At 71.5% G+C, this 21,669-nt stretch carries 23 protein-coding genes; 8 read left to right on the top strand and 15 right to left on the bottom strand.

Features of this window, described 5'->3' with window-relative positions:
• Positions 1 to 9: 9 nt before the first annotated feature.
• Genes HAV40_RS06685 through HAV40_RS06675 form a run of 3 tightly spaced genes read right to left on the bottom strand, consistent with a single transcriptional unit; the run spans position 10 to position 2,186 of the window.
• Positions 10 to 330 (bottom strand): hypothetical protein, encoded by a 321-nt coding sequence (locus HAV40_RS06685; protein WP_166379853.1) that lies wholly within the window; start codon positions 328 to 330, stop codon positions 10 to 12.
• Between the two features lie 39 nt (positions 331 to 369).
• Positions 370 to 1,188, bottom strand: coding sequence for an HAD family hydrolase (locus tag HAV40_RS06680; RefSeq protein WP_166379852.1), 819 nt, complete (start codon positions 1,186 to 1,188; stop codon positions 370 to 372).
• Between the two features lie 41 nt (positions 1,189 to 1,229).
• Entirely contained in the window at positions 1,230 to 2,186 is a 957-nt protein-coding gene (locus HAV40_RS06675; protein WP_239086405.1) for a sulfotransferase family protein, read from the bottom strand.
• A gap of 65 nt (positions 2,187 to 2,251) precedes the next feature.
• On the opposite strand from HAV40_RS06675, the gene HAV40_RS06670 reads away from it, so the two are divergent.
• Positions 2,252 to 2,785: a hypothetical protein gene (locus tag HAV40_RS06670; RefSeq protein WP_166379851.1), complete on the top strand. Its 534-nt coding sequence runs from the start codon at positions 2,252 to 2,254 to the stop codon at positions 2,783 to 2,785.
• 18 nt (positions 2,786 to 2,803) lie between these two features.
• Here HAV40_RS06670 and HAV40_RS06665 read toward each other — a convergent pair whose 3' ends face one another.
• A complete protein-coding gene (locus tag HAV40_RS06665; RefSeq protein WP_166379850.1) occupies positions 2,804 to 4,102 on the bottom strand; it encodes a hypothetical protein in 1,299 nt (432 codons plus the stop codon).
• Between the two features lie 11 nt (positions 4,103 to 4,113).
• Positions 4,114 to 5,637 (bottom strand): alkaline phosphatase D family protein, encoded by a 1,524-nt coding sequence (locus HAV40_RS06660; RefSeq protein WP_166379849.1) that lies wholly within the window; start codon positions 5,635 to 5,637, stop codon positions 4,114 to 4,116.
• Between the two features lie 170 nt (positions 5,638 to 5,807).
• Between HAV40_RS06660 and HAV40_RS06655 the strand changes: the two genes are divergently transcribed.
• Complete coding sequence (locus tag HAV40_RS06655) at positions 5,808 to 6,215, top strand: VOC family protein (protein WP_166379848.1); 408 nt, start codon at positions 5,808 to 5,810, stop codon at positions 6,213 to 6,215.
• A 76-nt stretch (positions 6,216 to 6,291) separates the two neighbouring features.
• On the opposite strand, the gene HAV40_RS06650 is transcribed toward HAV40_RS06655, so the two are convergent.
• The 4 genes from HAV40_RS06650 to HAV40_RS06635 all read right to left on the bottom strand — a co-directional run bounded on the left by HAV40_RS06650 (position 6,292) and on the right by HAV40_RS06635 (position 9,819).
• Positions 6,292 to 7,005, bottom strand: a complete 714-nt coding sequence (locus HAV40_RS06650) for an ABC transporter permease (RefSeq protein WP_166379847.1) — start codon at positions 7,003 to 7,005, stop codon at positions 6,292 to 6,294.
• 11 nt (positions 7,006 to 7,016) lie between these two features.
• Positions 7,017 to 7,964 carry an ABC transporter ATP-binding protein gene (locus tag HAV40_RS06645; protein ID WP_166379846.1) on the bottom strand — a complete coding sequence of 316 codons (948 nt, stop codon included), beginning with the start codon at positions 7,962 to 7,964 and terminating at the stop codon, positions 7,017 to 7,019.
• A 78-nt stretch (positions 7,965 to 8,042) separates the two neighbouring features.
• Entirely contained in the window at positions 8,043 to 8,894 is an 852-nt protein-coding gene (locus HAV40_RS06640; RefSeq protein ID WP_166379845.1) for an ABC transporter permease, read from the bottom strand.
• Entirely contained in the window at positions 8,887 to 9,819 is a 933-nt protein-coding gene (locus HAV40_RS06635; RefSeq protein WP_166379844.1) for an ABC transporter ATP-binding protein, read from the bottom strand. Before HAV40_RS06635 ends, HAV40_RS06640 begins: the two co-directional genes overlap by 8 nt.
• 148 nt (positions 9,820 to 9,967) lie before the next feature.
• Here HAV40_RS06635 and HAV40_RS06630 point away from each other — a divergent pair, with 148 nt between their 5' ends.
• Together HAV40_RS06630 and HAV40_RS06625 are read left to right on the top strand one after the other, a co-directional pair.
• Positions 9,968 to 10,930 carry an ATP-binding cassette domain-containing protein gene (locus tag HAV40_RS06630; RefSeq protein ID WP_166379843.1) on the top strand — a complete coding sequence of 321 codons (963 nt, stop codon included), beginning with the start codon at positions 9,968 to 9,970 and terminating at the stop codon, positions 10,928 to 10,930.
• Positions 10,927 to 11,682 (top strand): ABC transporter permease, encoded by a 756-nt coding sequence (locus HAV40_RS06625; protein WP_166379842.1) that lies wholly within the window; start codon positions 10,927 to 10,929, stop codon positions 11,680 to 11,682. Before HAV40_RS06630 ends, HAV40_RS06625 begins: the two co-directional genes overlap by 4 nt.
• A gap of 71 nt (positions 11,683 to 11,753) precedes the next feature.
• Here HAV40_RS06625 and HAV40_RS06620 read toward each other — a convergent pair whose 3' ends face one another.
• Entirely contained in the window at positions 11,754 to 12,167 is a 414-nt protein-coding gene (locus HAV40_RS06620; RefSeq protein ID WP_203671466.1) for a group III truncated hemoglobin, read from the bottom strand.
• A gap of 43 nt (positions 12,168 to 12,210) precedes the next feature.
• On the opposite strand from HAV40_RS06620, the gene HAV40_RS06615 reads away from it, so the two are divergent.
• Complete coding sequence (locus tag HAV40_RS06615) at positions 12,211 to 12,882, top strand: helix-turn-helix transcriptional regulator (RefSeq protein WP_166379840.1); 672 nt, start codon at positions 12,211 to 12,213, stop codon at positions 12,880 to 12,882.
• A 154-nt stretch (positions 12,883 to 13,036) separates the two neighbouring features.
• A complete protein-coding gene (locus tag HAV40_RS06610) occupies positions 13,037 to 13,510 on the top strand; it encodes a hypothetical protein (RefSeq protein WP_166379839.1) in 474 nt (157 codons plus the stop codon).
• A 69-nt stretch (positions 13,511 to 13,579) separates the two neighbouring features.
• Here HAV40_RS06610 and HAV40_RS06605 read toward each other — a convergent pair whose 3' ends face one another.
• The 5 genes from HAV40_RS06605 to HAV40_RS06585 all read right to left on the bottom strand — a co-directional run bounded on the left by HAV40_RS06605 (position 13,580) and on the right by HAV40_RS06585 (position 19,985).
• A complete protein-coding gene (locus tag HAV40_RS06605; RefSeq protein WP_166380117.1) occupies positions 13,580 to 15,475 on the bottom strand; it encodes an ABC transporter ATP-binding protein in 1,896 nt (631 codons plus the stop codon).
• A gap of 50 nt (positions 15,476 to 15,525) precedes the next feature.
• Positions 15,526 to 17,259 carry an ABC transporter ATP-binding protein gene (locus tag HAV40_RS06600; protein ID WP_166379838.1) on the bottom strand — a complete coding sequence of 578 codons (1,734 nt, stop codon included), beginning with the start codon at positions 17,257 to 17,259 and terminating at the stop codon, positions 15,526 to 15,528.
• Positions 17,253 to 17,858, bottom strand: coding sequence for a TetR/AcrR family transcriptional regulator (locus HAV40_RS06595; RefSeq protein WP_203671465.1), 606 nt, complete (start codon positions 17,856 to 17,858; stop codon positions 17,253 to 17,255). Before HAV40_RS06595 ends, HAV40_RS06600 begins: the two co-directional genes overlap by 7 nt.
• Before the next feature lie 217 nt (positions 17,859 to 18,075).
• Entirely contained in the window at positions 18,076 to 19,329 is a 1,254-nt protein-coding gene (locus tag HAV40_RS06590) for a hypothetical protein (protein ID WP_166379837.1), read from the bottom strand.
• 191 nt (positions 19,330 to 19,520) lie between these two features.
• Positions 19,521 to 19,985 (bottom strand): hypothetical protein, encoded by a 465-nt coding sequence (locus HAV40_RS06585; protein ID WP_166379836.1) that lies wholly within the window; start codon positions 19,983 to 19,985, stop codon positions 19,521 to 19,523.
• A 144-nt stretch (positions 19,986 to 20,129) separates the two neighbouring features.
• Here HAV40_RS06585 and HAV40_RS06580 point away from each other — a divergent pair, with 144 nt between their 5' ends.
• Positions 20,130 to 20,774, top strand: a complete 645-nt coding sequence (locus HAV40_RS06580) for a M15 family metallopeptidase (protein ID WP_166379835.1) — start codon at positions 20,130 to 20,132, stop codon at positions 20,772 to 20,774.
• 67 nt (positions 20,775 to 20,841) lie between these two features.
• Positions 20,842 to 21,633 carry a maleylpyruvate isomerase family mycothiol-dependent enzyme gene (locus HAV40_RS06575; protein WP_166379834.1) on the top strand — a complete coding sequence of 264 codons (792 nt, stop codon included), beginning with the start codon at positions 20,842 to 20,844 and terminating at the stop codon, positions 21,631 to 21,633.
• The last annotated feature ends 36 nt before the right edge of the window (positions 21,634 to 21,669 follow it).

Here is a 21,669-nt window from a genome sequence, read left to right as displayed (position 1 = left end):
ACGGCGCGCTCAGTCCGCGACCGGGCGGATCGCGCCCGGGAAGTACTCACGCTGGCGGACCACCCGGTAGGCGCCCGCGGCCAGCGAGATCGGCCCGTGCTCCTCGTGCACCAGGCGGCCGTAGCCCTCGATCAGCAGGTACAACTTGCCCGGGTCGTCGGGCGGGCACAGCATCGCGACCCGCTCGCCGGTGACCACGTGCGCGTGCCCGGTCGCCTCGCCCAGCGCCAGCACCATGCGGTTGCGCCGGTCACGCGGCGCGGGCATCAGGTCCGGCGGCAGCTCCTCCCGCGTGATCGGGACCACCAGCACATCGCCCTGTCGAAACATGACCACACTCCACAGCCGACCGTCGTGTCGCGGGCGACGCTAGCGGGCGGGTACGACACCACTGCCGCCGGGGAACAGCTCCTCCAGCACCACGGCGACGCCGTCGTCGTCGTTGCTAGCGGTGACCCGGTCGGCGGCGGCCAGGGCCTGCGTCTGAGCGTTGGCGACGGCGACCCCGACACCCGCCCAGCGCAGCATCGGCACGTCGTTGGGCATGTCCCCGAACGCGATCACCTGATCGGCCGGGACATCCCAGCCCGCACACAGCCGAGTGAGCGTGTCCGCCTTGGACACCGTGGCCGCGCTGATCTCCAGCATGCCCTTGCCGCCCGACCAGGTGACCGTCACCTCGGGCACGAGCGCCTGCAGCCGGGCGATCAGTTCGCCGGTGACCGGTGCCGGTGACCAGGCCAGCAGCTTCACGCAGCTCTCCGCCTCGGCCCACAGCGCGGACACGCTCGCCACCGCCACCCGGACGATGCTGCGCGAGCTGACGTGATCGAAGCCGGGGGCGATCAGCGCCCGGCGCCCGGTCTCCACCGCGAAGCCCACGCCGTCCAGGGCCGGGCCGAGCACCGCCGCGACCCGCTCGGCGAGGTCGAGCGGCAGCGGGCCGACGATGGCGATCGCGCCGGTGGCCAGGTCGTACGTCACCGCGCCGTTGGCGCACACCGCGGTCCCCCCGACGCCCGCCGCCGCGGCGATCTCGCCGATCTCCCGTGGCGGCCGCGCGGTGCAGATGACGATCCGGGCCCCGGCCCGGTCGGCCCGGCGCAGTGCGGCCACGGTGCGGGGCGAGACGGTGCCGTCCGAGCGGAGCAGGGTGCCGTCGAGGTCGACGGCGACGACGCGGATCACCGCCGCACCCTACCGCTGATCAGGTACGGCCCGGCACGGCGTCACTCGTATCCCATGGCCCGGATGACGTCGCCGAGCGCCTCGGTGACGTACGCGCGGGTCGCGCGGTCGAGCTGGTCGTCGCGGCCGGTCAGCCGGTGCGCCTCGAACGTCCTGGTGGTGGCGAAGTCGTCGACGTCGAGCCGGGCGAACAGCGCGCGGCGCTGACCGGGCCAGTCCGCGGCCAGATCCTCGGCCTTCACCTCGACGTATCGCCGACCCGTCAGCTCGGCCGTGTCCTTCCAGGCCAGCCACCGGCGGTAGATCGGGATGAGATAGGCGAGCACGCCGTCGACGGTGGACGGCGCCCACGGCTGGGCCAGGTGGGAGGCGAGCACCGACACCGGGTGGCGCTTGATGTGCACGATGGCCGCCTCGGGGACCAGTTCCCAGAGGAAGTCCATGCACAGCAGGTTGAACGGCGTCTTCTCGCACCAGGTCGGCTTGCCCGCGTCGGCGGCCGCCCCGCCGAACGTCGTGTCGACGAGGTCACGGAGGATCCCGATCAGCTCGCGCCGGTCGTCGAAGTACCGCGGGACCACCCGGCTGCGGCTCGGCGGCGGGAACGGCCCGGCGGGACGGTCGCCGTCGCCGAAGCCGGTCGCGGGGGCGGGCTCGTCGAAGCTGTACGCCACCAGCCGCGGCCAGAGCCGCTGCACCGCGTCCCGGTAGCGCTGCGCGCCGACCAGCTCGGGAACGGTCTTGCCGCGATCGTCGCGCCGGCCGGGCACCCGCACGGTGAGGAAGTCGCTCAGCCGGTGCAGGGCGTCCTCGCCGCCGGTGGGGTCGTATCGGCTGGACAGCGCGTCGGCGACGTCGCGCAGCCCGCCCGGATCGATGATGAACCTGGTCTCCATGGGGATCCGGTGGATCTGCGGGTGTTCGCCGATGATGTCGGCGATCCGCGACGTTCCCGAACGACCCGTGCCCGCGACGAAGACGGGTGAGGGGGAGGGCATGGCGAGCAGTCAAACCCCGGATCGTCAGCGGTGCAACCCGTTTAGTCCCATGGCAGACTCGGGGCATGTCGATGTCCGGGCTGCGGATGGGCGTGTTCCTGTGCGCGGGGGTGGCCAGCGCGGCGATCGGGCTGCTCGCGCTCGCGACGAGCGTCGGCCTCGCCTACTACACGGTCTTCGGGATGGTGCTGGGCTGCGCGGGCGCGGTGCTGGCCTGGCTCGGGCTGGCCGACCTGCGCCCCGGCCCGATCGTGTGGGCGGCGGTGGCGGTGCTGGCGGTGGCGGGGCTGCTGGCCAGTCTGCTGGTGGTACGCGAGGACGTCTGCTGCATGTTCGGCTACCACCGGGGCCTCGGCTACCCCTGGGGGTGGCTGGACAGCGGGGCCAGCGCCGCGACCCTGGACGAGATCGAGGAGATCGCCGCGGCCCCGGAGCGCCTGCCGCTGCACCTGGACCCGGCGAAGCTGCTGCTGGACGCCCTGTTCTGGACCCAGGCGGCGGTCCTGGCCGTGATCCCGGCGGTGCTCGTGCTGCGCGGCGCGCGGCCGGACCACCCGGATGACCATGAAGTCGTACGGTCGGCACACCGCGCTTCATGATCACCCGGGTGGGTGGGGTCACCAGTCGGAGTTGGCCGCGCCCAGGCCCAGGCGGATCTGGTCGAACTGGTTGCCGTCGTTGTCGTCGGTGAAGGTCAGCGCGATCTCGCCCCACGGGGAGACGGCCACGGCGGGCTGCTCCTGACGGCCGGTGGTGAGGTCGGTGTAGAACTGCGCGGGCAGGCGCCCGGCGGTGGTGCCGTCGGGGTTGAAGCCGCGCGCCCAGACGTCGAGGCCGTTCGCCGGGACGGTCCAGCCGACGACCACGTTGGCCTGGTCGTCGATGCCGGTCGACGGCGCGGTCGCGCCCGGCTGCGGCGACACCTCGACGTCGGCGTGGCGCGGGTTGCCCGCCGCGGTGAACGAGCGGGTCCACACCGTCGGCACGCCGGTGTGGTCGGACTCCCACGCGACCGTGAACTCGCCGGTCATGTTGGCCGCCACGGACGCGTTGCGCTGCTGGCCGTCGCCGGTGGCGTTGGCGGTGCGCCGGGACAGCGTCACCGCGCCGTCGGCCTTGGCCAGGCGTACCAGCCCGATGTTGTCGAAGCCGTTGGCGTCGCCGTCCTCGGTCCACACGATCGTCGCGTCGCCCGCGGCAGACACGGCCACGTCGGGCCGGTGGTGCGCGCCGGTGGTCTGGCTCGCGGTCACCTCGTACGCCTTGGTGGTCACGGTGGTGAAGCCCGACGCCTTGACCGTGGCCGGGTTCGGATCCTGGACGTCCTCCCAGACCACGGTGAACGCGACCGCGCTCGGGCTGCCCGGCGTGCCGTCGGGGTCGACCGCGACGGCGGGCGCGATCTGCTGGCCGGTGGCCGAGGCGTTGGCGTTGCCGGAGCCCAGGATCGTGCCGGTCGGCGAGACGACCCGGTAGGGGATGTTGTAGAAGCCGTTGCCGTCCGGGTCGTCCGCCCAGACCACGACGGCGTTGCCCTTGTCGTCGAGGCCGACGTCGGGCGACAGGTGCCGCCAGGCCGTCCCGGCGGTGCCGCCCGCGGACAGTTTCAGCTCGTACACGGCGACGCCGTCGCGGAACAGGCGCAGGAAGATCTCGGAGTGGGCCGCGTCCTCGGGCCCGGTGCTGTCGCGGTCGTCCTCCCAGACGACGGCGACGTGGCCGGAACGGTTGGCCGCCACGGCCGAGACGTCCTGGTCGCCGGTGGCGGTGCTGTTGGCGGTGGTCCAGGTGACCGCGATGGGCGTGAGCGCCGCGGCGCGCGCGACGGCGACGGGCGCGGCCGAGGCTGGACCGGCGACGGCGGTCGCGGCCAGCGCCGCGCTCGCGGACAGGGCCAGGATGGTGAGGGACTTCATCTGATGTGCTCCTAGACCTGCTGGAGGCCGGGAAGGCCGTCCTGGATGACGTACGAGCGCAGCGTGGACACCGCGGCCCCGTGCTCGGTGACCGCGCCGACCGCGCGGAAGTCGGCGCGCACCTGCGCCTGGGAGATGGTGGTGCGCACGTAACCGCGCCGGTCGGAGTAGAACCTCAGGTGCGGGTTGGTGGCCACGTTCGGGATCGTCGTGGTGGTGCTGCCGTCGCCGCCGGAGCTGATCGACGTGCAGACCAGCTCGGTGCCGATGGTCGCCGAGTTCGGGTTGGCGTAGTCGGCCTTGAGGTCGTTGGCCCAGGACTTGTGCACGTCGCCGGTGAGCACCAGCGGGTTGCGCACGGCGCGGTCGCGCCAGCCCTGCTGGATGCGGGCCCGCGAGCCGCGGTAGCCGTCCCACGCGTCCATGCTGGACGCTCCGGCCGCGTCGAACTGGCGGGCGAAGAAGACCTGCTGGCCCAGGATGTCCCAGGTGCCGAGGTGCTGGCCGAGGCCGTCGAGCAGCCACGCCTCCTGTGCCGCGCCGGTCAGGCTGCGGGTGGGCAGGTCGGCGTCGGCGCAGACCTTCCAGCCGTCCCCGCAGGCCTGGTCGTTGCGGAACTGGCGGGTGTCGAGCATGTGGAAGGTGGCCAGCCTGCCCCACCGGATGCGCCGGTACAGCGGAATGCTGTTGCCGTTGGGCAGGGACGCCGGGCGCAGCGGCATGTTCTCGTAGTAGGCCTTGTACGCGGCGGTGCGCCGGGCGGTCCACTGGGCGGCGGTCAGCGTGGGGGAGCTGTCGGCCCGGGTGTTGGTGGCGTAGTTGTTCTCGACCTCGTGGTCGTCGGGGACCACCAGCCACGGCGCGGCGGCGTGCGCGGCCTGCAGGTCCGGGTCGGTCTTGTAGAGCGCGTACCGGCGGCGGTAGTCGGCCAGCGACACGATCTCGGCGCCCACGTGCTCGCGGACCGAGCCGGCCGTCGCGCCGCCCTCGTAGATGTAGTCGCCCAGGTGCAGCACCAGGCCGGGGTTGTCCTCGGCCAGGCGGCGGTAGGCCGTGAAGTAGCCCGCCTGCCAGTTCGAGCACGACGCGAACGCCATCACCAGGTCACGCCCGAACGTGCTGGGCGCGGGCGCGGTGCGGGTGCGCCCGACCGCCGAGATGTGGCCCTGCGCCCGGAACCGGTAGTAGTAGTCGGCGTCGGCGGCCAGCCCACCGGCGATCACGTGCACCGCGTGCGCGTCGGCGTACCGGGCGGTGACCTGGCCGGAGGCGGCCAGCATGCTGAACGAGCTGCTGGTGGAGACCTGCCAGTCGACGACGACGTCGGCGTTGGCCATTCCCCCCTGGCCGTCGGCGTTGAGCGGGGTCGGGGCCAGGCGCGTCCACAGCACGACACTGTCGGACTCGGGGTCGCCCGAGGCCACACCCAGCTTGAACGGGTACGGGGCGGCGGCGAACGCGCTGGCGCCGGTCAGTGCGGTCCCCGCGACCGCGAGTCCGCCTAGGACGAACGTACGGCGATGGAATGATCTCATGCGCGGGACATTTACCGACGATGATGAACGTGATCCGTTGCGGTGTTTAACCACGGATTACGGGCGGCCGTCACTCCGTCGTGTCATGTCGTCCGGTCCGCCCGTTCTGCGAGGATGCGGCGTGGACCGACGCGACCCGCGCGCCACCATGACGATCAAGGAGGATGCGAATGGCGTCCCGGCTCAATCCCTACATCAGCTTCAACGGCAACGCCCGTGAGGCGATGGGGTTCTACCAGGCCGTCCTCGGCGGCACCCTGACGGTGAGCACGTTCGGCGAGTTCGGCGACAAGGACGCGCCGTACGCCGACCAGATCATGCACGCGCAGCTGGAGTCCGACGCCGGATACACCCTGATGGCCTCGGACACCCCGCCCGGCATGGCGTTCAACCCCGGCGACAACATCACGGTCAGCCTCAGCGGCGACGACGGCGACCGGCTGCGCGGCTACTGGGCCAAGCTGGCCGAGGGCGGCACCGTCGGCGTGCCGCTGGAGAAGCAGATGTGGGGCGACGAGTTCGGCGCCCTCAAGGACCGCTTCGGCGTCAACTGGATGGTCAACATCGCCGGCTCCTGACCCGGAGACGAAGCAAGGGCACCTTCACATCGCTGAGCGCTGTGGAAGGTGCCCTTGCTTCTCGAAGACGGCCCGGTCAGCTCGTCTCGCCCGCGACCGAGAACGAACGCAGCCGCTGGGTGGCCAGCCAGGTCCCGGCGACCGTGAGGACGACCGCCATCGCCGCCGCGACACCCAGCGACACCGTCGCGGTGAACAGCGTCGAGCCGGACAGCTCGCTGGCGAACTCGATGACATAGTGCTGCACCGACACGGTGCGGGTGCCCATCACCACGTTGCTGAGCAGGCCCTCCCAGATCACCACGTAGAGCAGGCCCAGCAGCACCGGCCGCCGGGTCAGCACGCTCAGCGCCAGGAACAGCGCGCTGTAGACGACCGCACCGGCCGCGCACGCCAGTGCGAAACCGAGCCCCAGCTTGACGCCGCCGACCATGGCCGCCGCCACGAACATCGGCACCGCCGTCGTCACCGCGCTGACGGTGGCCGCCACCGCCAGCTTGGCCAGGATGATCCGGCTACGCGGGATGGGCTTGGTGAGGATGTGCACCACGGTGCCGTCGTCGATCTCCGAGCCGAGCACGCCGGTGCCGACGATCAGTGACACCAGCGGCAGGATCACGGCGACCCCGAGCCCGATCAGGACACCGTCGGCGAGGTCGACGGCCGGGGCGTCGAAGCCCAGCCCGATCGCGGTGATCCCGATCAGGATGAGCGGCATGGGCAGCAGCAGCCAGGACCGGCGGCGGCCGAGCAGACCGCGGGCGGTGATCCAGGCAATGGTCATGTTCATCGCGGTGCTCCCTATGCCGAGACCAGGTAGGAGAAGACGCTTTCCAGCGACTCGTCCGAGGGGATGAGCTGGCGCACCCGTACGCCCTCGTCCAGCGCGATGCGCGGCAGCGCGCGAGTGAAGGTGCCGTAGTCCCCGGCGTGCACGGTCAGGCCGTCCTTGTCCAGCGTCACGCCCGCCACCGCGTCCGAGGCCATCAGCGCCACCGCGAGCCGCCGGTCGTCGCTGGACCGGATCGCGAACACGTGCGGCCGGTGCGTCATCAGGCGGCGGATGGTGCGGAAGTCGCCGGAGGCGGCCAGCCGCCCCGCGACGATCACCTGCACGGTGCCGGAGACCTGCTCCACCTCCTCCAGGATGTGCGAGCTGAACAGCACCGTGCGGCCCTGCGCGCCGAGCCGGTGCAGCAGGTCCATCATGTGCATGCGCTGGCGCGGGTCCATGCCGTTGAACGGCTCGTCGAGCAGCAGCACCGCCGGGTCGTGCACCAGCGCCGCCGCGACCCGCATCCGCTGGCGCATGCCCTTGGAGTACGTGTCCATGCGCCGGTCCTGCGCATCGGTCATCTCGACCAGGTCGATCGCGCGCCGGGTGGCCGCGTCGGCGTCGGGCAGCCCGTGCAGCTTCGCGCTGGCCCGGACGAACTCCTGCCCGGACAGGAAGCCGTACACCGCCTCGCGCTCGTTGACCAGGCCCAGCTTGCGGTAGATCGCCGGATTGCGCCAGGTCGCGTCGCCGTCGATCAGGACCTGGCCGCGCGACGGCGCGAGGAAACCCGCCATCATGTGCAGCAGGGTCGTCTTGCCCGCGCCGTTCGGGCCGAGCAGGCCCGTCACGCCCGGCCCGAGGGTCATCGTCACGTCGTTGACGGCGACGACGTTGCCATACCAGCGGGACACCCCGCGCAGGTCGAGGTCGCTCACAGGGCTGCCTTTCGTTCGCGGCTTGCGGGGCTCCACTTCGTTACGCTCCTCGCGCTCACGGGGCTGCCTTTCGTTCGCGGCTTGCGGGGCTCCACGTCGTTACGCTCCTCGCGCTCACAGCGACACCTTCCGGTAACGCAGGAGCAGCAGCAGGGTGCAGCCGGCGACGAGCAGGACCGTCATCAGGCCGTACAGCGGGCCGTACGGTCCGATCGGGATCGACGTGTCGAACAGCCAGCTACGCACCCCCTCGGGCAGCGAGAACGGGCTGAACATCGGGGCGATCTGCGACAGCGCGCCGCCCTTGCCGAGCACGGCGAGCAGGCCCACCACCGGCGAAGTGATCATGAAGACGACCACGATCGCGCCCGCGGCGAAGGCCCGGCGGCTGGCGATCGAGGCGATCAGGATCGCCAGGCTGCTGAACACCAGGGCGTAGCACGTGGCGATGACCCAGCCGCCGAGCATGCCGCGGGCCTCGGCCGCGACGCCCGCGGTGTCGGCGGCGCTGAACGCCGAGCCCAGGAACATCAGCAGCTGCGGCCCGGCCATCAGCAGCCACACCGCCGTCGTCAGCGCGGCCAGCTTGGCCAGCGCGTAGTCCGAACGCCGGATCGGGCGGGAGAAGTACAGCGGCAGGGTCTGGTTGCGCAGGTCGCGGGAGACCAGCTCGGGCGCGACGACGGCGAGGAACACCATCACCAGCACGCTCGCCGTCGAGGGCAGGTCCTGGTAGGTCAGGATCATCTCGCCGCTCTGCGCCTTCACCGCGACCACGATGACGGCCAGCGAGGTGACCAGTCCGATCACGATCCACGGGAAGATCTTTGCCTTGGCGCTGCGGCCCAGCCCGAACGCGACGCGCACGCCGTGCTCGAACAGCGAGCGGGCGGCGTAGGCGCGGCCCAGCCGGGGGCCGGTGTAGCGCTGGTAGCCGATGTCGTGGATGACGCTGTGCTCAGACATGGCTCACCTCCAGGGTCGGGGTCGGGACGGCGGTGGAGAACAGCTCGGCCACCCGGTGGCGGCGCTGGTCGAGGCGGTGCAGCGGCAGGTCCAGCTCGGCGACCGTACGCAGCACCAGGTCGTAGGTGGCCTCGTCGGTCAGCGGCACCAGCAGCATCCGGCCCTCGGCGGTGGCGGTCAGTCCCCGCTGGGCCAGCGCCGCCGACAGCTCGGCGGTGCCCTCGGCGACCTCGATGGCCAGCACGTCGGTGCCCGTGGTCATCGCGTCGATCCGGTCGGCGCGCAGCAGGCGGCCGCCCTCGATCGCGATCAGCGAGTCGCAGATCCGCTCGATCTCGCCGAGCAGGTGCGAGCAGACCACCACGGAGATGCCGAACTCGGTGCCGATGCGGTGGATCAGCGTCAGCATCGCGTCGCGCCCGGCCGGGTCCAGGCCGTTGGTGGGCTCGTCGAGCAGCAGCAGGTCCGGGTCGTGCACCAGGGCCTGGGCGAGCTTCACGCGCTGCTTCATGCCGGTGGAGTAGCCGCCGATCTGGCGGTAGCGCTCCTCGTACAGCCCGACGTGGCGCAGCGCCTCGGAGGCGCGCTCGCGGGCGACGGTGCGGGGCAGGCCGGTCATCCGGCCCATGTGCGTCACGAACTCCGCGGCGATCATGTCCGGGGGCAGGCAGTCGTGCTCGGGCATGTAGCCGACGCGGGCGCGCACCTGCTCGCCGGAGGCCGTCGGGTCCAGGCCGAGTACCTCCGCCCGCCCGGTGGTCGGCGTCAGCAGCCCGAGCAGCGTCTTTATCATCGTGGACTTGCCGGCGCCGTTCGCGCCGACCAGGCCGATGATGCCGGGCTCCACGGACAGGGTCAGATCGGACAGGGCGGTCACCCCGCCCGGATATGTCTTGGTCAGCGACTGGGTCGCGATGAGGGCCACGCCGCCAACCTAGACCCCTGCGACGATCCGCAGATCAGGTGTCAACCCTGGTGTCGACCCTGAACCTGACCCGGTGCGCGCGGGCGGCATCGACATCGCGTACGACGTACGGTACGGTGTACCGTCGAGCGATGGGAGGAGTCTGCGCGTGGCAGAGCTGGCGATATCGGCGGACGGGGTCCGCAAGACTTATCGAGGGGCGGAGCAACCGGCACTGGACGGATTCGATCTCCACGTGGCGGCCGGAACGGTGTACGGGCTGCTCGGCCCGAACGGGGCAGGCAAGACCACCGCGGTGCGCGTCTTCGCGACGCTGATGCGGCTGGACGCCGGGCACGCGACCGTGGCCGGGCACGACGTGACCACCCGCGCCGCCGAAGTCCGGCGACGCATGGGGCTGGTCGGGCAGTACGCCGCGGTCGACGAGATCCTCAGCGGCCGCCAGAACCTGGTGCTGTTCGGCCGCCTCAACCACCTCGGTCGGGCCCGCGCGGCGTCGCGCGCCGACGAGCTGCTGGAACGGTTCGGCCTGGCCGACGCGGGCGGCAAGCCGGTCGCCAAGTACTCCGGCGGCATGCGGCGGCGGCTCGACCTGGCCGCGAGCCTGATCGTCTCGCCCGAGGTGCTGTTCGTGGACGAGCCGACGACCGGGCTGGACCCGCAGGGCCGCCAGGAGGTCTGGTCCGCGCTGCGCGAGCTGGTCGCGGGCGGCACCACCATCCTGCTGACCACGCAGTACCTGGACGAGGCCGACCAGCTGGCCGACCGGATCGCGATGCTGTGGCACGGCCGCGTCGTCAGCGAGGGCACGCCCGACGAGCTCAAGGCCGCCATCGGCGACGACTGGATCGACCTGGCCTTCGCCGACGAGGACCAGGCGCGGCGGGCGCTGCCCGTGGCGGCGGCCCACGCCGACGGCGAGCCGCGTACGGAGCGGCTGCGGATCAGCGTGCCCGTACGGCAGCGCACCAGGGCACTCATCGCCATCAGCACGGCGCTGGCCGCCGAGGGCATCGAGCCGGTCGAGGTCAACCTGCGCCGGCCGACGCTCGACGAGGTGTTCCTGGACCTGCACCGCAGGCAGGGCGACAAGCAGGAGGTGGCGGCGTGACGGCCGTACTGGGCGAGACCTGGGTGCTCGCGCGCCGGGAACTGACGCACTGGCGGCAGCAGCCCGTCGGGGTGATCGTCAACTGGCTGTTCACCGTGATGGTCGCGCTGATGTTCGGCGGCCTGTTCGGCGGGGCGATCGGCGAGGACTATTTCGACTACCTGATGCCCGGCATGTTCGCCCTGGCCATGTTCTTCGGGGTGGAGGCCACCATGACCGCGGTGTCCACCGACGCCGCCAAGGGGGTCACCGACCGGCTCCGCTCGCTGCCGATCAACTCGGCGTCGGTGGTGCTCGGGCGCTGCCTGGCCGACCTGATGAACTCGGCCGTCGGCCTGCTCGTGCTGGTCGGCGCGGCGGCCGCGCTGGGCTGGCGCTGGCACGAGGGCCTGGCCTCGGCGCTGGTGGCGTTCGGGCTGCTCCTGCTGCTGCGCTTCGCGCTGCTGTGGGTCGGCATCTTCCTCGGCCTGCTCGTGAAGGGCCCGGAGTCGGTGATGATGGTGCAGATCCTGGTCTGGCCGGTGGGTTTCCTGTCCGGGGTCTTCGTCGACCCGGAGACCATGCCGGTCTGGCTCGGCACGATCGCCCAGTGGAACCCGCTGTCGGCCACCGCTGCCGCGTCCCGCGAGCTGTTCGGCAACCCCGGTGTGGTGCCGGAGCAGGCGCTCCTGCTCGCGGTGCTCTGGCCGCTCCTGCTGACGGCGATCTTCCTGCCGCTGTCCGTCCGCCGCTACCGCCGCCTCGGCTCCTGACGAAGGCGCGGCGCCTTCCCGCCGCTGTTGCGACGGGGAAGGCGCCGTGCTCACGGCAGCCTCGACGTCTGTCAGCGGGCTCCGGTCGTGATGGTGACGTACTCGCTGCCGGTCGACCCGGCCAGGCGTCGCCCGATCGAGCCGGCGATCCGGTCGGCCTGGGTCTTGGCCTGTTCGGCGACGGGCCCCGCGTGGCGCTCGTCGACGGTGGCGCGCCACAGCCGCAGCCAGCGGTCGAAGTGGGCCTGTTCGAGGCGCACCAGCCGGTTGAGGTCGAAGTGCGACTGCAGCGCGTTGCGGCGGTAGCTGCCCGTGCGCAGCAGCACCGTCTCCCAGAAGTCCGTCATGATCGGCAGGTGCGCGGCCAGGTCCATCCGGGCGACGTCGATGAAGATCGGGCCGAGCAGGTCGTCGGCGTACACCCGGGTGTAGAAGTCGGTCACGACGCCGGTGACGTCGGCGCGGTCGGTGATGTCGGTGCGCACGGGCTGCTCCTTTTTTACTACCGTCATCATATATATTCGGGCCGTGCCTGACGATATGACCTATGGCGCACTCGCGGTCGCCAGCCGTCGCCGCGTGCTGGACGCGCTGCGCCAGGCCGGAGCGCCCCAGGACGCGGTCGCGCTCGGGCTCGCCACCGACCTGCACCCGAATACAGTCCGTTTCCACCTGAAAGTGCTGATCGAGGCCGGGTACGTGGTGCAGGCCACAGGACAGCGCGCCGGACCCGGCCGCCCGCAGGCGCTCTACGCCCCGGCAGCGCCCTCGGTCGGCGAAGGCGGGTACGCACTGCTCGCGGAGATGCTCGCCGGGCAGCTCGACGAGGCGCGGGGCGCCGACCTGGCCCAGGCCGCGGGTCGCCGCTGGCTTGGTCTCGGACGCCGCCCGTCGCCCGAGGCGGGCTCCGGCACCCCGGCCACGCTCGATGAGGCCGCCGTCAGGGCCACGGCGCTGTTCGCCGAACTCGGCTTCGACCCCGTACGCGCGGGGCAGGACGAAGGTGTGCGGATCGAGCTGCGGGCCTGTCCGTTCCTCGACGTGGCGCGGCGGCATCCGGGCGTCGTGTGCGGTGTGCACCTGGGGCTGCTGCGCGGCACCGTCGAAGGGGCCGCTCCTGGGGCGTTCGACGCGCAGCTGTACCCGTTCGTACGGCCTGGTGTGTGCGCCGCCGAGATCCGGCACCGGGAGTCGCGGTGAGCCGGAACACGAGCGGCCCGACGTACCTGTGTGTTCCGGCGGGTGCTCGTTTCGGGACGCATGAGCGTCCCGAAACGAGCACCCGCTGACGGCATATGGGTACTCCGGGCCACCGTTCTCGTCACGGCGAGGTGGAGTCGCTAAGCTCGCCGCCGTGGCCGTGCAGCTGATCGCCGGATACGGGTTACGGCTGTCCGAGCTGCCGGACGTCACGTTCGGTATGAGCCGTGACGAGGTCCTGGCCGCGTGGTCCGGGCAGCGCCTGCACCGGCCTTTCGTCTGCGGGACGAGCTGGTCGGTCGGCGTCGACCTGACCGGGGTCGGCATCGGGGTGTCCGGTGACGACGAGCAGCGGCTCGGCCTCGTGCAGGTCTCCCGGCTGGGTGTTTTTCACGAGCCGGGCCGCGAGGGGCTGCGGCCGTACGAGCCGGTGGTCTTCGACGACGTCGACCTGTTCTACTGGCCTGCCGCCGAGGTCGCCGACTTCCTGCGCGCCTGCGGCCACGAGGTGAACGAGGGCGAGACCGGCGTCCGGATCACCCGCGTGCTGGACCTCGATCGCCCCGCAGGCCACGGCTGCTTCACTTCGGCGACCCTCTGGGCACCCGACGCCGCCTTCTCACGCTGAGCAGAAGGCAGAAGGAAGGGCACCTTCCTAACGGACATCCGTTAGGAAGGTGCCCTTCCTTCGCTTCGGTCAGTCGGTGGCCGCGCCGGCGAACTGGGCCTCGTAGAGGCGGGCGTACGCGCCGCCGGAGGCGATCAGTTTGTCGTGGGAGCCGTGCTCGACGATCGAGCCGTGCTCCATCACCAGGATGACGTCGGCGTTGCGGATGGTGGACAGCCGGTGCGCGATGACGAAGCTGGTCCGTCCGCTGCGCAGCGAGTTCAGCGCCCGCTGGATCAGCACCTCGGTGCGGGTGTCGACGGAACTGGTCGCCTCGTCGAGGATGAGGATGCTCGGCTCGGCGAGGAACGCCCGCGCGATCGTGATCAGCTGGCGCTCGCCGGTGCTGAGGTTCGTGCCGTCCTCGTCCAGCACCGTCTCGTAGCCGTCGGGCAGCGTACGCACGAAGCGGTCCACGTGGGCCGCCTTGGCCGCCTCGATGATCCGCTCCCGGGTGGGGGAGTCCGCGCCGTACGCGATGTTGTCGGCGATGGTGCCGCCGAACAGCCAGGTGTCCTGCAGCACCATGCCGGTCTTGGACCGCAGGTCCTCGCGGTCCATCGCGGCGATGTCGACGCCGTCGAGCGTGATCCGGCCGCCGGTCACCTCGTAGAAGCGCATCAGCAGATTGACCAGCGTGGTCTTGCCCGCGCCGGTGGGCCCGACGATGGCGACGGTCTGCCCCGGCTCGACGACCAGCGACAGGTCCTCGATCAGCGGCTTGTCCTCGGTGTACCGGAACGCCACGTGCTCGAAGCTGACCTGGCCGCGCAGGTGCTCGACGCGGGCCGCGGGGACCGGCTCGGGGCTCTGCTCGGTCGCGTCGAGCAGTTCGAACACCCGCTCGGCCGAGGCGACGCCGGACTGCACCAGGTTCGACATCGCGGCGACCTGGCTCAGCGGCTGGCTGAACTGGCGGGAGTACTGGATGAACGCCTGCACGTCGCCCAGCGACAGCGAGCCCGACGCCACGCGCAGCGCGCCGACGACCGCGACCAGCACGTAGTTCAGGTTGCCGATGAAGAACATGGCCGGCTGGATCATGCCGGAGATGAACTGCGCCTTGAACGCGGCCGTGTACAGCGCCTCGTTGTGCTCCCGGAACTGCTCGGCGGCCTCCTGCTGCCGCCCGAACACCTTGACCAGCGAGTGGCCGGTGTACATCTCCTCGATGTGGGCGTTGAGCTTGCCGGTGACGGCCCACTGCGCGATGAACTGCGGCTGCGCCTTCTTGCCGACACGCATCGTCACCCACACCGAGATCGGCACGGTGACCAGCGCGATCAGCGCCAGCAAGGGCGAGATCCAGAACATCATCGCGAGTACGCCGACGATGGTGAGCACCGAGTTCATCAGCTGGCTCAGCGACTGCTGCATCGTCTGCGCGACGTTGTCGATGTCGTTGGTCGCCCGGCTGAGCACCTCGCCGCGCTGCTGGCCGTCGAAGTAGCTCAGCGGCAGCCGGGACAGCTTCGTCTCCACCTGCTCGCGCAGCGCGTAGACGGCGCGCTGCACGACGGTGGTGATGATCCGGAACTGCATCAGCGAGAACAGCGACGCGGCGACGTACACGCCGAGCGCGATGAGCAGCACCCGGCCCAGCGCGTCGAAGTCGACGCCCCGGCCGGGGACCAGGTCCATCGCGTTGAGCATGTCGGCGAGGGTGCCGTTGCCCTCGGCGCGGACGTGCTCGACGACCTGCGCCTTGCTGACACCCTCGTCGATGCCGCCGCTGATGATGCCGGTGAACAGCACGTCGGTGGCGTGGCCGAGGATGCGCGGGCCGATCACCGACAGGCCGACGCCGATGACGCCGAGCACCACGGCCGTCCAGACGGCGACCCGGTGCGGCACCAGCAGCTTGAGCAGGCGGCGGCTGGACTGCTTGAAGTTGAGCGACTTGCCCTGCGGCGGGCCGGCCATCATCGCGCCGGGTCCGAAACGAGGGCCCGAATCACGGCGTACAGGGGTCTGAGTCACGCCGCCTCCTCCTCGGTGAGCTGGGACAGCACGATCTCGCGGTAGGTCACGTTGCTGTTCATGAGTTCGCTGTGCGTGCCGGTGCCGACGACCTGCCCGTCGTCGAGGACGAGGATGCGGTCGGCGTCGCGGATGGTGTTGACGCGCTGGGCGACGATCACGACCGTCGCGTCGGCGGTCTCGTGGGACAGCTCCCGGCGCAGCGCGGCGTCGGTGGCGTAGTCCAGTGCCGAGAACGAGTCGTCGAACAGGTAGATCTCGGGGCGGCTGACCAGCGCGCGGGCGATGGCCAGGCGCTGGCGCTGGCCGCCGGACACGTTGGTGCCGCCCTGCGCGATCGGCGCGTCCAGGCCCTCGGGCATCTCCTGCACGAAGTCCTTGGCCTGCGCGACCTCCAGGGCCCGCCACAGCTCCTCGTCGGTGGCGTCGGCCTTGCCGTATCGCAGGTTCGAGGCGACCGTGCCGGAGAACAGGTACGGCTTCTGCGGGACGAAACCGATCGCCCGGGACAGGGCCTGCGGCTCCATGTCGCGCACGTCGACGTCGTCGACCAGCACCTGGCCGCCGGTCGCGTCGAACAGGCGCGGCACCAGGTGCAGCAGCGTGGACTTGCCGCTGCCCGTACTGCCGATGATGGCCGTGGTCTCGCCGGGCAGCGCGTTGAAGGCGATGCTGCGCAGCACCGGCTCCTCCGCGCCCGGGTAGCTGAACTCGACGTCGCGCAGCTCCAGGTGCCCGCGCATGCCCTCCGGGACGACCGGGGCCGACGGCGGGACGACGCTGGAGTCGGTGCCGAGCACCTCCTCGATGCGCTCGGCGCAGACCTCGGCGCGCGGCAGCATGACGAACATGAACGTCGCCATCATGACGGCCATCAGGATCTGCATCAGGTAGCTCAGGAACGCGGTCAGCGCGCCGATCTCCATGCCGCCGCTGTCGATGCGGTGCGCGCCGAACCACAGCACGGCCACCGTCGAGACGTTGATGACGAGCATGACGAACGGGAACATCGACGCCATCAGCTTGCCGACGGCCAGCGCCACGTTGGTCAGCTCGGTGTTCGCCCCGGCGAAGCGCTCCTGCTCGTGCCGGTCGCGGACGAACGCGCGGATCACCCGGATGCCGGTGATCTGCTCACGCATGACCCGGTTGACGTCGTCGATGTTGGTCTGCATGGCCCTGAACAGGGGCCGCATCCGGTACACGATGAAGCCGATGCCCAGCACCAGCGCCGGGATGACCGCCAGCAGCAGCCCGGACAGCTGCACGTCGAGCTGCAGCGCCAGCACGATGCCGCCGACCATCATGATCGGCGCGCTGACCATCATGGTGAAGGTCATCAGCGCCAGCATCTGGACCTGCTGCACGTCATTGGTCGTACGCGTGATGAGCGACGGCGCGCCGAAGTGGCCGACCTCGCGGGCGGAGAACGACTGCACCCGGTCGAAGATCGCGGCCCGGATGTCGCGTCCCAGCGCGCTGGCCACCTGCGCGCCGACGTACACCGCGCCGATCGAGCAGATGATCTGCACCAGCGAGACGCCGATCATGGCGGCGCCGATGCGCAGGATGTAATCCGTGTCGCCCTTGACCACGCCCTGGTCGATGATGTCGGCGTTGAGCGTGGGCAGGTACAGGTTGGCCACCGTCTGCACGAACTGCAGCAGCACCACGAGCGCGATGTGCCGCCGGTATGGCCGCAGCTGGCGGCGTACGAGTGTGATCAGCATGCGGGCTCTTTCTTCGCCTCGGGGGAGAGCACGCCGTCCAGGACGACGTCGACGATCTGGTCTTCGGGCAGGATCTCGCTGCGGTTGTTGAAGAACACCATCGAGATGAGCAGGGACGCGACGGTCTGCGGGGGCAGCCGGAACGAATCGGCATCATCGGCGATCAGTTCGGCGACCGCATCCGAGATTCCGGTCAGCGCCTCGCGCGGATCGAACACGGGCGCGGTGGTGACCACCGCCAGGCCGCTGCTGCGCAGCGACATCATCAGCGGGGCGTTGTCGCGGAAGCGGCGGGTCAGGATCCGCACCGCGGTCTTGAGCCGGAACCTGAGATCGGGGTCACCCGCCACGGCCTTGATCGACTCGATGGTGGGAGCCGGGTCGAAGGCGTGGGAGAGCGTGGCCGAGATCAGGGCGGCTTTGTCGGGGAAGGCGCGGAAGATGGTCCCCTCCGCGACACCCGCGCACTCGGCGATCCGCTTGCTGCTCACGTGCAGGCCTTCGGCACGCAGCAGGGGCAGGGTCGCCGCGATGATCGCGGCGCGCCGGTCCTCGGGGGTCAACGGGGAAACCCGGCGCCTGGGGGAGGCGTCAGTCACGGCGGCGACTCTAAATGAGTGAGCACTCACTCCGCAACGCCATTTTCCGACAGCGGCCGTCCGGCGGGGCCCCGGCCCCCGATCGCGATAGACGTTGGCCTATCTGGATGAAAAAGGGAAGATCAAACTCATCCAGATAGGCCAACGTCTATGGAAAAGGCGGGCATGTGACGGTGCCAGGCCGAGCAGCGGGGACAGCGGCGGGGCGGGGCAACGGTCAAGCGGCTACGAAGATGAGGGAGGTCTGGTCGTTGAGGGGGGTGCCGACCGTGCCGTGGTCGCCCGCGGTGAACAGGCGGCACGCGCCGACCGCGCCCGGCTTCGCGTCCTCGCACAGCACGGCCCGTGCCCCGTCGGCCAGGCGCAGCGAGCTGATCGCGTCGTTGCCCACCCCGCCGAGATCGCCCGCCGCGAACATCCCCGCCCCGAACGCCCCCGACGACCCGCTCAGCCCCCCGTCGGCGTACGCGGTCAGGACCTGGCCCGTGGCCGGTCCGGCCGACACGGCCAGCAGGGAGATGCCGTCGTCGAGACCCGTCCCGGCCAGCTCGTGCACCCCGGAGCCGAGCAGCGTGCACGCGCCCAGCACGGCCGGTGCGACCTGGTCGTCGGCGCAGGCCAGCACCCGGTGCCCGGCCGCCACGCGCAGCGAGCTGATCGCGTCGTTGCCGACCTGGACCAGGTCACCGGCGGCGGCCTGGTGTACGCCGGAGCCGAACGTCTGCGCCGCCCCGCCCAGGGCGGCCCCGTCGGCGGCGGTGACGGCAGGGCCGCCGACGGCGACCAGGGAGACCGCGCCGTCCAGGCCCGCGCCCACCGTCGGGTGCTCACCGGGCCCGAACACCTGGCACAGGCCGGGGTTGCCGCTGGCGGTGGCCGTGGAGCGGTCGCTGTCGCAGAGCACGGCCTGGTGGCCGTCGGCCACGGACAGGGAACGGACCGCGTCGAGCCGCTCCAGGTCGCCCGCGGCGGCCTCGTACCGGCCGGGGCCGAAGCGCAGCGCGCCGCCGGTCAGCGACGGCTCGCCGTACACGGTGACGCCCTGGCCGCTCTCCTTCGCGGCGACCACCGTGAGCAGGGAGATGGTGTCGTCGAGGTTCCCGCCGACCCGGTCGTACCAGCCCGCGTCGAAGTAGCGGCACGACCCCAGGCCGTCGACCGCGTCCACGCTCCGCGCGGCGGTCCGGTCGCAGGCCAGCACCCGGTAGCCCTCGGCGACGCGCAGCGAGGAGACGGCGTCACCGCCGACCGCGCCGAGCCCGCCGAGGTCGGCGTCGTACACGCCCGCGCCGAACGCCTGCGACGCCCCGCCCAGGTCCGGGTCGGCGTACGCGACCAGCGGGTGCACCGCGTCAGGCACGACCGGTTCGGGTGCGCCGGGCACCGGAACGGGCGCGCCCATGGCGGCGGTCAGCGGCAGCAGCGCGTACGCCGTACCTGCGGCGGCCAGCAGCGACCTGCGAATCCACATCTCAAAGCTCCCCGTGTACGTCCGGCACCACCGGTCTCAACTGCGGCCGGGCGCGCTGGTGATGGACGTGACCCGTTCGGGGTGCTCAGCGGCGGCGGTTGCGCATGGTCAGCTCGTCGAGCCCGTCGCGGGTGGCGACGACGGTGAGCTTGTCGCGCCCGCGTACCCGCCGGGTGGGGTGACTGACCGGCTCAGCTGCGGCGCAGGGTCATCAGCATCGCCGGGTACGGCCCGGCGGCGATCTCGGCCGTGGCGTGCTCGGCGGGGATCACGTTGTCCATCCGCAGCTGCAGGGTCGCGCCGGTCGCGTCGATGATGATCCGCCACAGCCAGCCGCCGCCGTAGTCGGCCTCCAGTTCGACCACGCCGTCCTCGCGCCGCGTGCCCGGCATGACCCGCGACGCGGGCTGCTGGTGCCACGAGTCGCTCCACAGACCGGTGACAGTGCCGGGCTCCTCGCCCGCGCCGAGGGCGAGCAGACCCTGCTGCGGGCCGTCGGTCGGATGCGCCCAGGTGTAGGCGACGGTGGTCAGGTGGCCGCCCGCCGCCGTGGCCAGTGTCAGCGTGGCCGGCGACTCGGCGAACGGGTCTTGTGGCATCAGCCGGAAGCCGTTCGCCCCGGTCCAGGTCCCGGCCGCGTCCGCGAGAATCGTCATTTCCGGATGCTAGCCGGTCGGTGTGTCATCGCCCGGTGACGCGCATGCGGTGTGAGCGGAGTGTGAGGACTTCCGCTCACGTCCCCGTCGCAGCCGGTCGGGTGGACTGGGTGCCGTGACCGACCTGACTGACGAGGCGGCGGCATGATCCTGCTGTCCGACCGCCGGATCGCCGAGATCGCCCTCGGCGACACCGGCGAATCCATGATCGACCTGCGTGAGGTGCCGGAGCTGCGGATCGACTCCCGGCTGGCCGACCCTGCCGGGGCGTACGCCCACCTGCGCGAGGGCGTCGCCCAGCGGCTGCTGGACGCGCAACGGGCGCTGCCCGACGGGCTCCGGCTGCTGCTGATCGAGGCGTACCGGCCGCTGAGCCTGCAGACCGCGTACTTCGAGGGGTACCAGGAGGAACTGCGTGCCGCCCATCCGGGGTGGGACGACGCGCGGCTGCACACCGAGGCCAGCAAGTACGTGTCCCCGCCCGACGTCGCGCCGCACAGCACCGGCGGCACCGTCGACCTGACCCTGTGCACCGAGGACGGCATGGAGCTGGACATGGGCACGGCCGTCAACGCGAGCCCGCTGGCCAGCGCGGACGCCTGCTTCACCGGGTCGCCGCGCGTCTCGGCGCTGGCCCGCGAGCACCGGGACGTGCTGGGGCTCGCGCTGTCGGGAGTGGGCCTGGTCAACTACCCCACCGAGTGGTGGCACTGGTCCTACGGCGACCGTTACTGGGCACTGCAGACCCGCGCGGCCAGGACCAGGTACGGCCCGGTCGCGTCGGTGTGACCGGAACAAGCGGGGCGGGTACGCGGTTGATCCAGCGGAAGCCGTCTGCGATCACCGAGGAGTACCCATGACCAGTTCCGCCGACGCCGTCATCGCCGCGCTGCGGTCCGGCCACGACACGCTCGCCGCCCACGTGCGCGACCTGCCGGAAACGGAGCTGACCGGCGCGTCGGGCGCGGCCGAGTGGGACGTGTCGCAGGTGCTCAGCCACCTGGGCAGCGGGGCCGAGATCCACCTCGCCACCGTCGAGGCGGCGCTGAAGGGCGAGCCCAACCCCGGGTTCGAGTTCAACAAGGGCGTCTGGGCGCGCTGGGACGCGATGGCGCCCGCCGAGCGGGCCGCGGGCTTCGCCACCGCCAACGACACGCTGCTGGCCAGGTACGAGTCGCTGGACGCGGCCACCCTCGACACGCTGCGGGTGGACCTGGGCTTCCTGCCCGCGCCGGTCGACGTGGCCACCGCGGCGAGCCTGCGGCTGAGCGAGTACGCGTTCCACTCCTGGGACGTGCGGGTCGGCCGTGACCCGCAGGCGGTGCTCGCCGACGAGGCGGTGCCGCTGCTCACGGGCACGCTCGGCGGCATGTTCGGCTGGCTGGCCAAGTCCGAGGCGCTCGACGGCCGGGAGCTGACCCTGCGCGTGGAGACCACGGACCCCGCCGGCGTGTACGGCCTGCGGCTGGCGGACAAGGTCGAGGTGACCGAGGCCCCGGCCGAGGCCGACGGGGTGCTCCGGCTGCCCGCCGAGGCCTGGCTGCGCCTGATCGTCGGGCGGCTCTCACCGCAGCACACCCCGGCCGCCGTCACGACCGAGGGCGCGGCCGACCTGGACCTGCTCCGCCAGGTGTTCCGCGGCTTCTGACAGGGGCCTGCACGTCCGGTCGGGCCGACACGGCTC

This window comes from Catellatospora methionotrophica (assembly GCF_011297335.1).
GTDB lineage: Bacteria > Actinomycetota > Actinomycetes > Mycobacteriales > Micromonosporaceae > Catellatospora > Catellatospora methionotrophica.
The sequence above is the reverse complement of the archived record's forward strand: the minus strand, read 5'-3'. Positions and strand labels throughout refer to the sequence as shown.

What these genes read in the sequence shown, in the direction of transcription:
- HAV40_RS06685 (WP_166379853.1), bottom strand. Translation starts at nt 330, where the DNA reads ATGTTTCGACAGGGCGATGTGCTGGTGGTCCCGATCACGCGGGAGGAG.
- HAV40_RS06675 (WP_239086405.1), bottom strand. Translation starts at nt 2,186, where the DNA reads ATGCCCTCCCCCTCACCCGTCTTCGTCGCGGGCACGGGTCGTTCGGGA.
- HAV40_RS06670 (WP_166379851.1), top strand. Translation starts at nt 2,252, where the DNA reads ATGTCGATGTCCGGGCTGCGGATGGGCGTGTTCCTGTGCGCGGGGGTG.
- HAV40_RS06665 (WP_166379850.1), bottom strand. Translation starts at nt 4,102, where the DNA reads ATGAAGTCCCTCACCATCCTGGCCCTGTCCGCGAGCGCGGCGCTGGCC.
- HAV40_RS06660 (WP_166379849.1), bottom strand. Translation starts at nt 5,637, where the DNA reads ATGAGATCATTCCATCGCCGTACGTTCGTCCTAGGCGGACTCGCGGTC.
- HAV40_RS06655 (WP_166379848.1), top strand. Translation starts at nt 5,808, where the DNA reads ATGGCGTCCCGGCTCAATCCCTACATCAGCTTCAACGGCAACGCCCGT.
- HAV40_RS06650 (WP_166379847.1), bottom strand. Translation starts at nt 7,005, where the DNA reads ATGAACATGACCATTGCCTGGATCACCGCCCGCGGTCTGCTCGGCCGC.
- HAV40_RS06640 (WP_166379845.1), bottom strand. Translation starts at nt 8,894, where the DNA reads ATGTCTGAGCACAGCGTCATCCACGACATCGGCTACCAGCGCTACACC.
- HAV40_RS06605 (WP_166380117.1), bottom strand. Translation starts at nt 15,475, where the DNA reads ATGATGGCCGGCCCGCCGCAGGGCAAGTCGCTCAACTTCAAGCAGTCC.
- HAV40_RS06600 (WP_166379838.1), bottom strand. Translation starts at nt 17,259, where the DNA reads ATGCTGATCACACTCGTACGCCGCCAGCTGCGGCCATACCGGCGGCAC.
- HAV40_RS06590 (WP_166379837.1), bottom strand. Translation starts at nt 19,329, where the DNA reads ATGTGGATTCGCAGGTCGCTGCTGGCCGCCGCAGGTACGGCGTACGCG.
- HAV40_RS06585 (WP_166379836.1), bottom strand. Translation starts at nt 19,985, where the DNA reads ATGACGATTCTCGCGGACGCGGCCGGGACCTGGACCGGGGCGAACGGC.
- HAV40_RS06580 (WP_166379835.1), top strand. Translation starts at nt 20,130, where the DNA reads ATGATCCTGCTGTCCGACCGCCGGATCGCCGAGATCGCCCTCGGCGAC.
- HAV40_RS06575 (WP_166379834.1), top strand. Translation starts at nt 20,842, where the DNA reads ATGACCAGTTCCGCCGACGCCGTCATCGCCGCGCTGCGGTCCGGCCAC.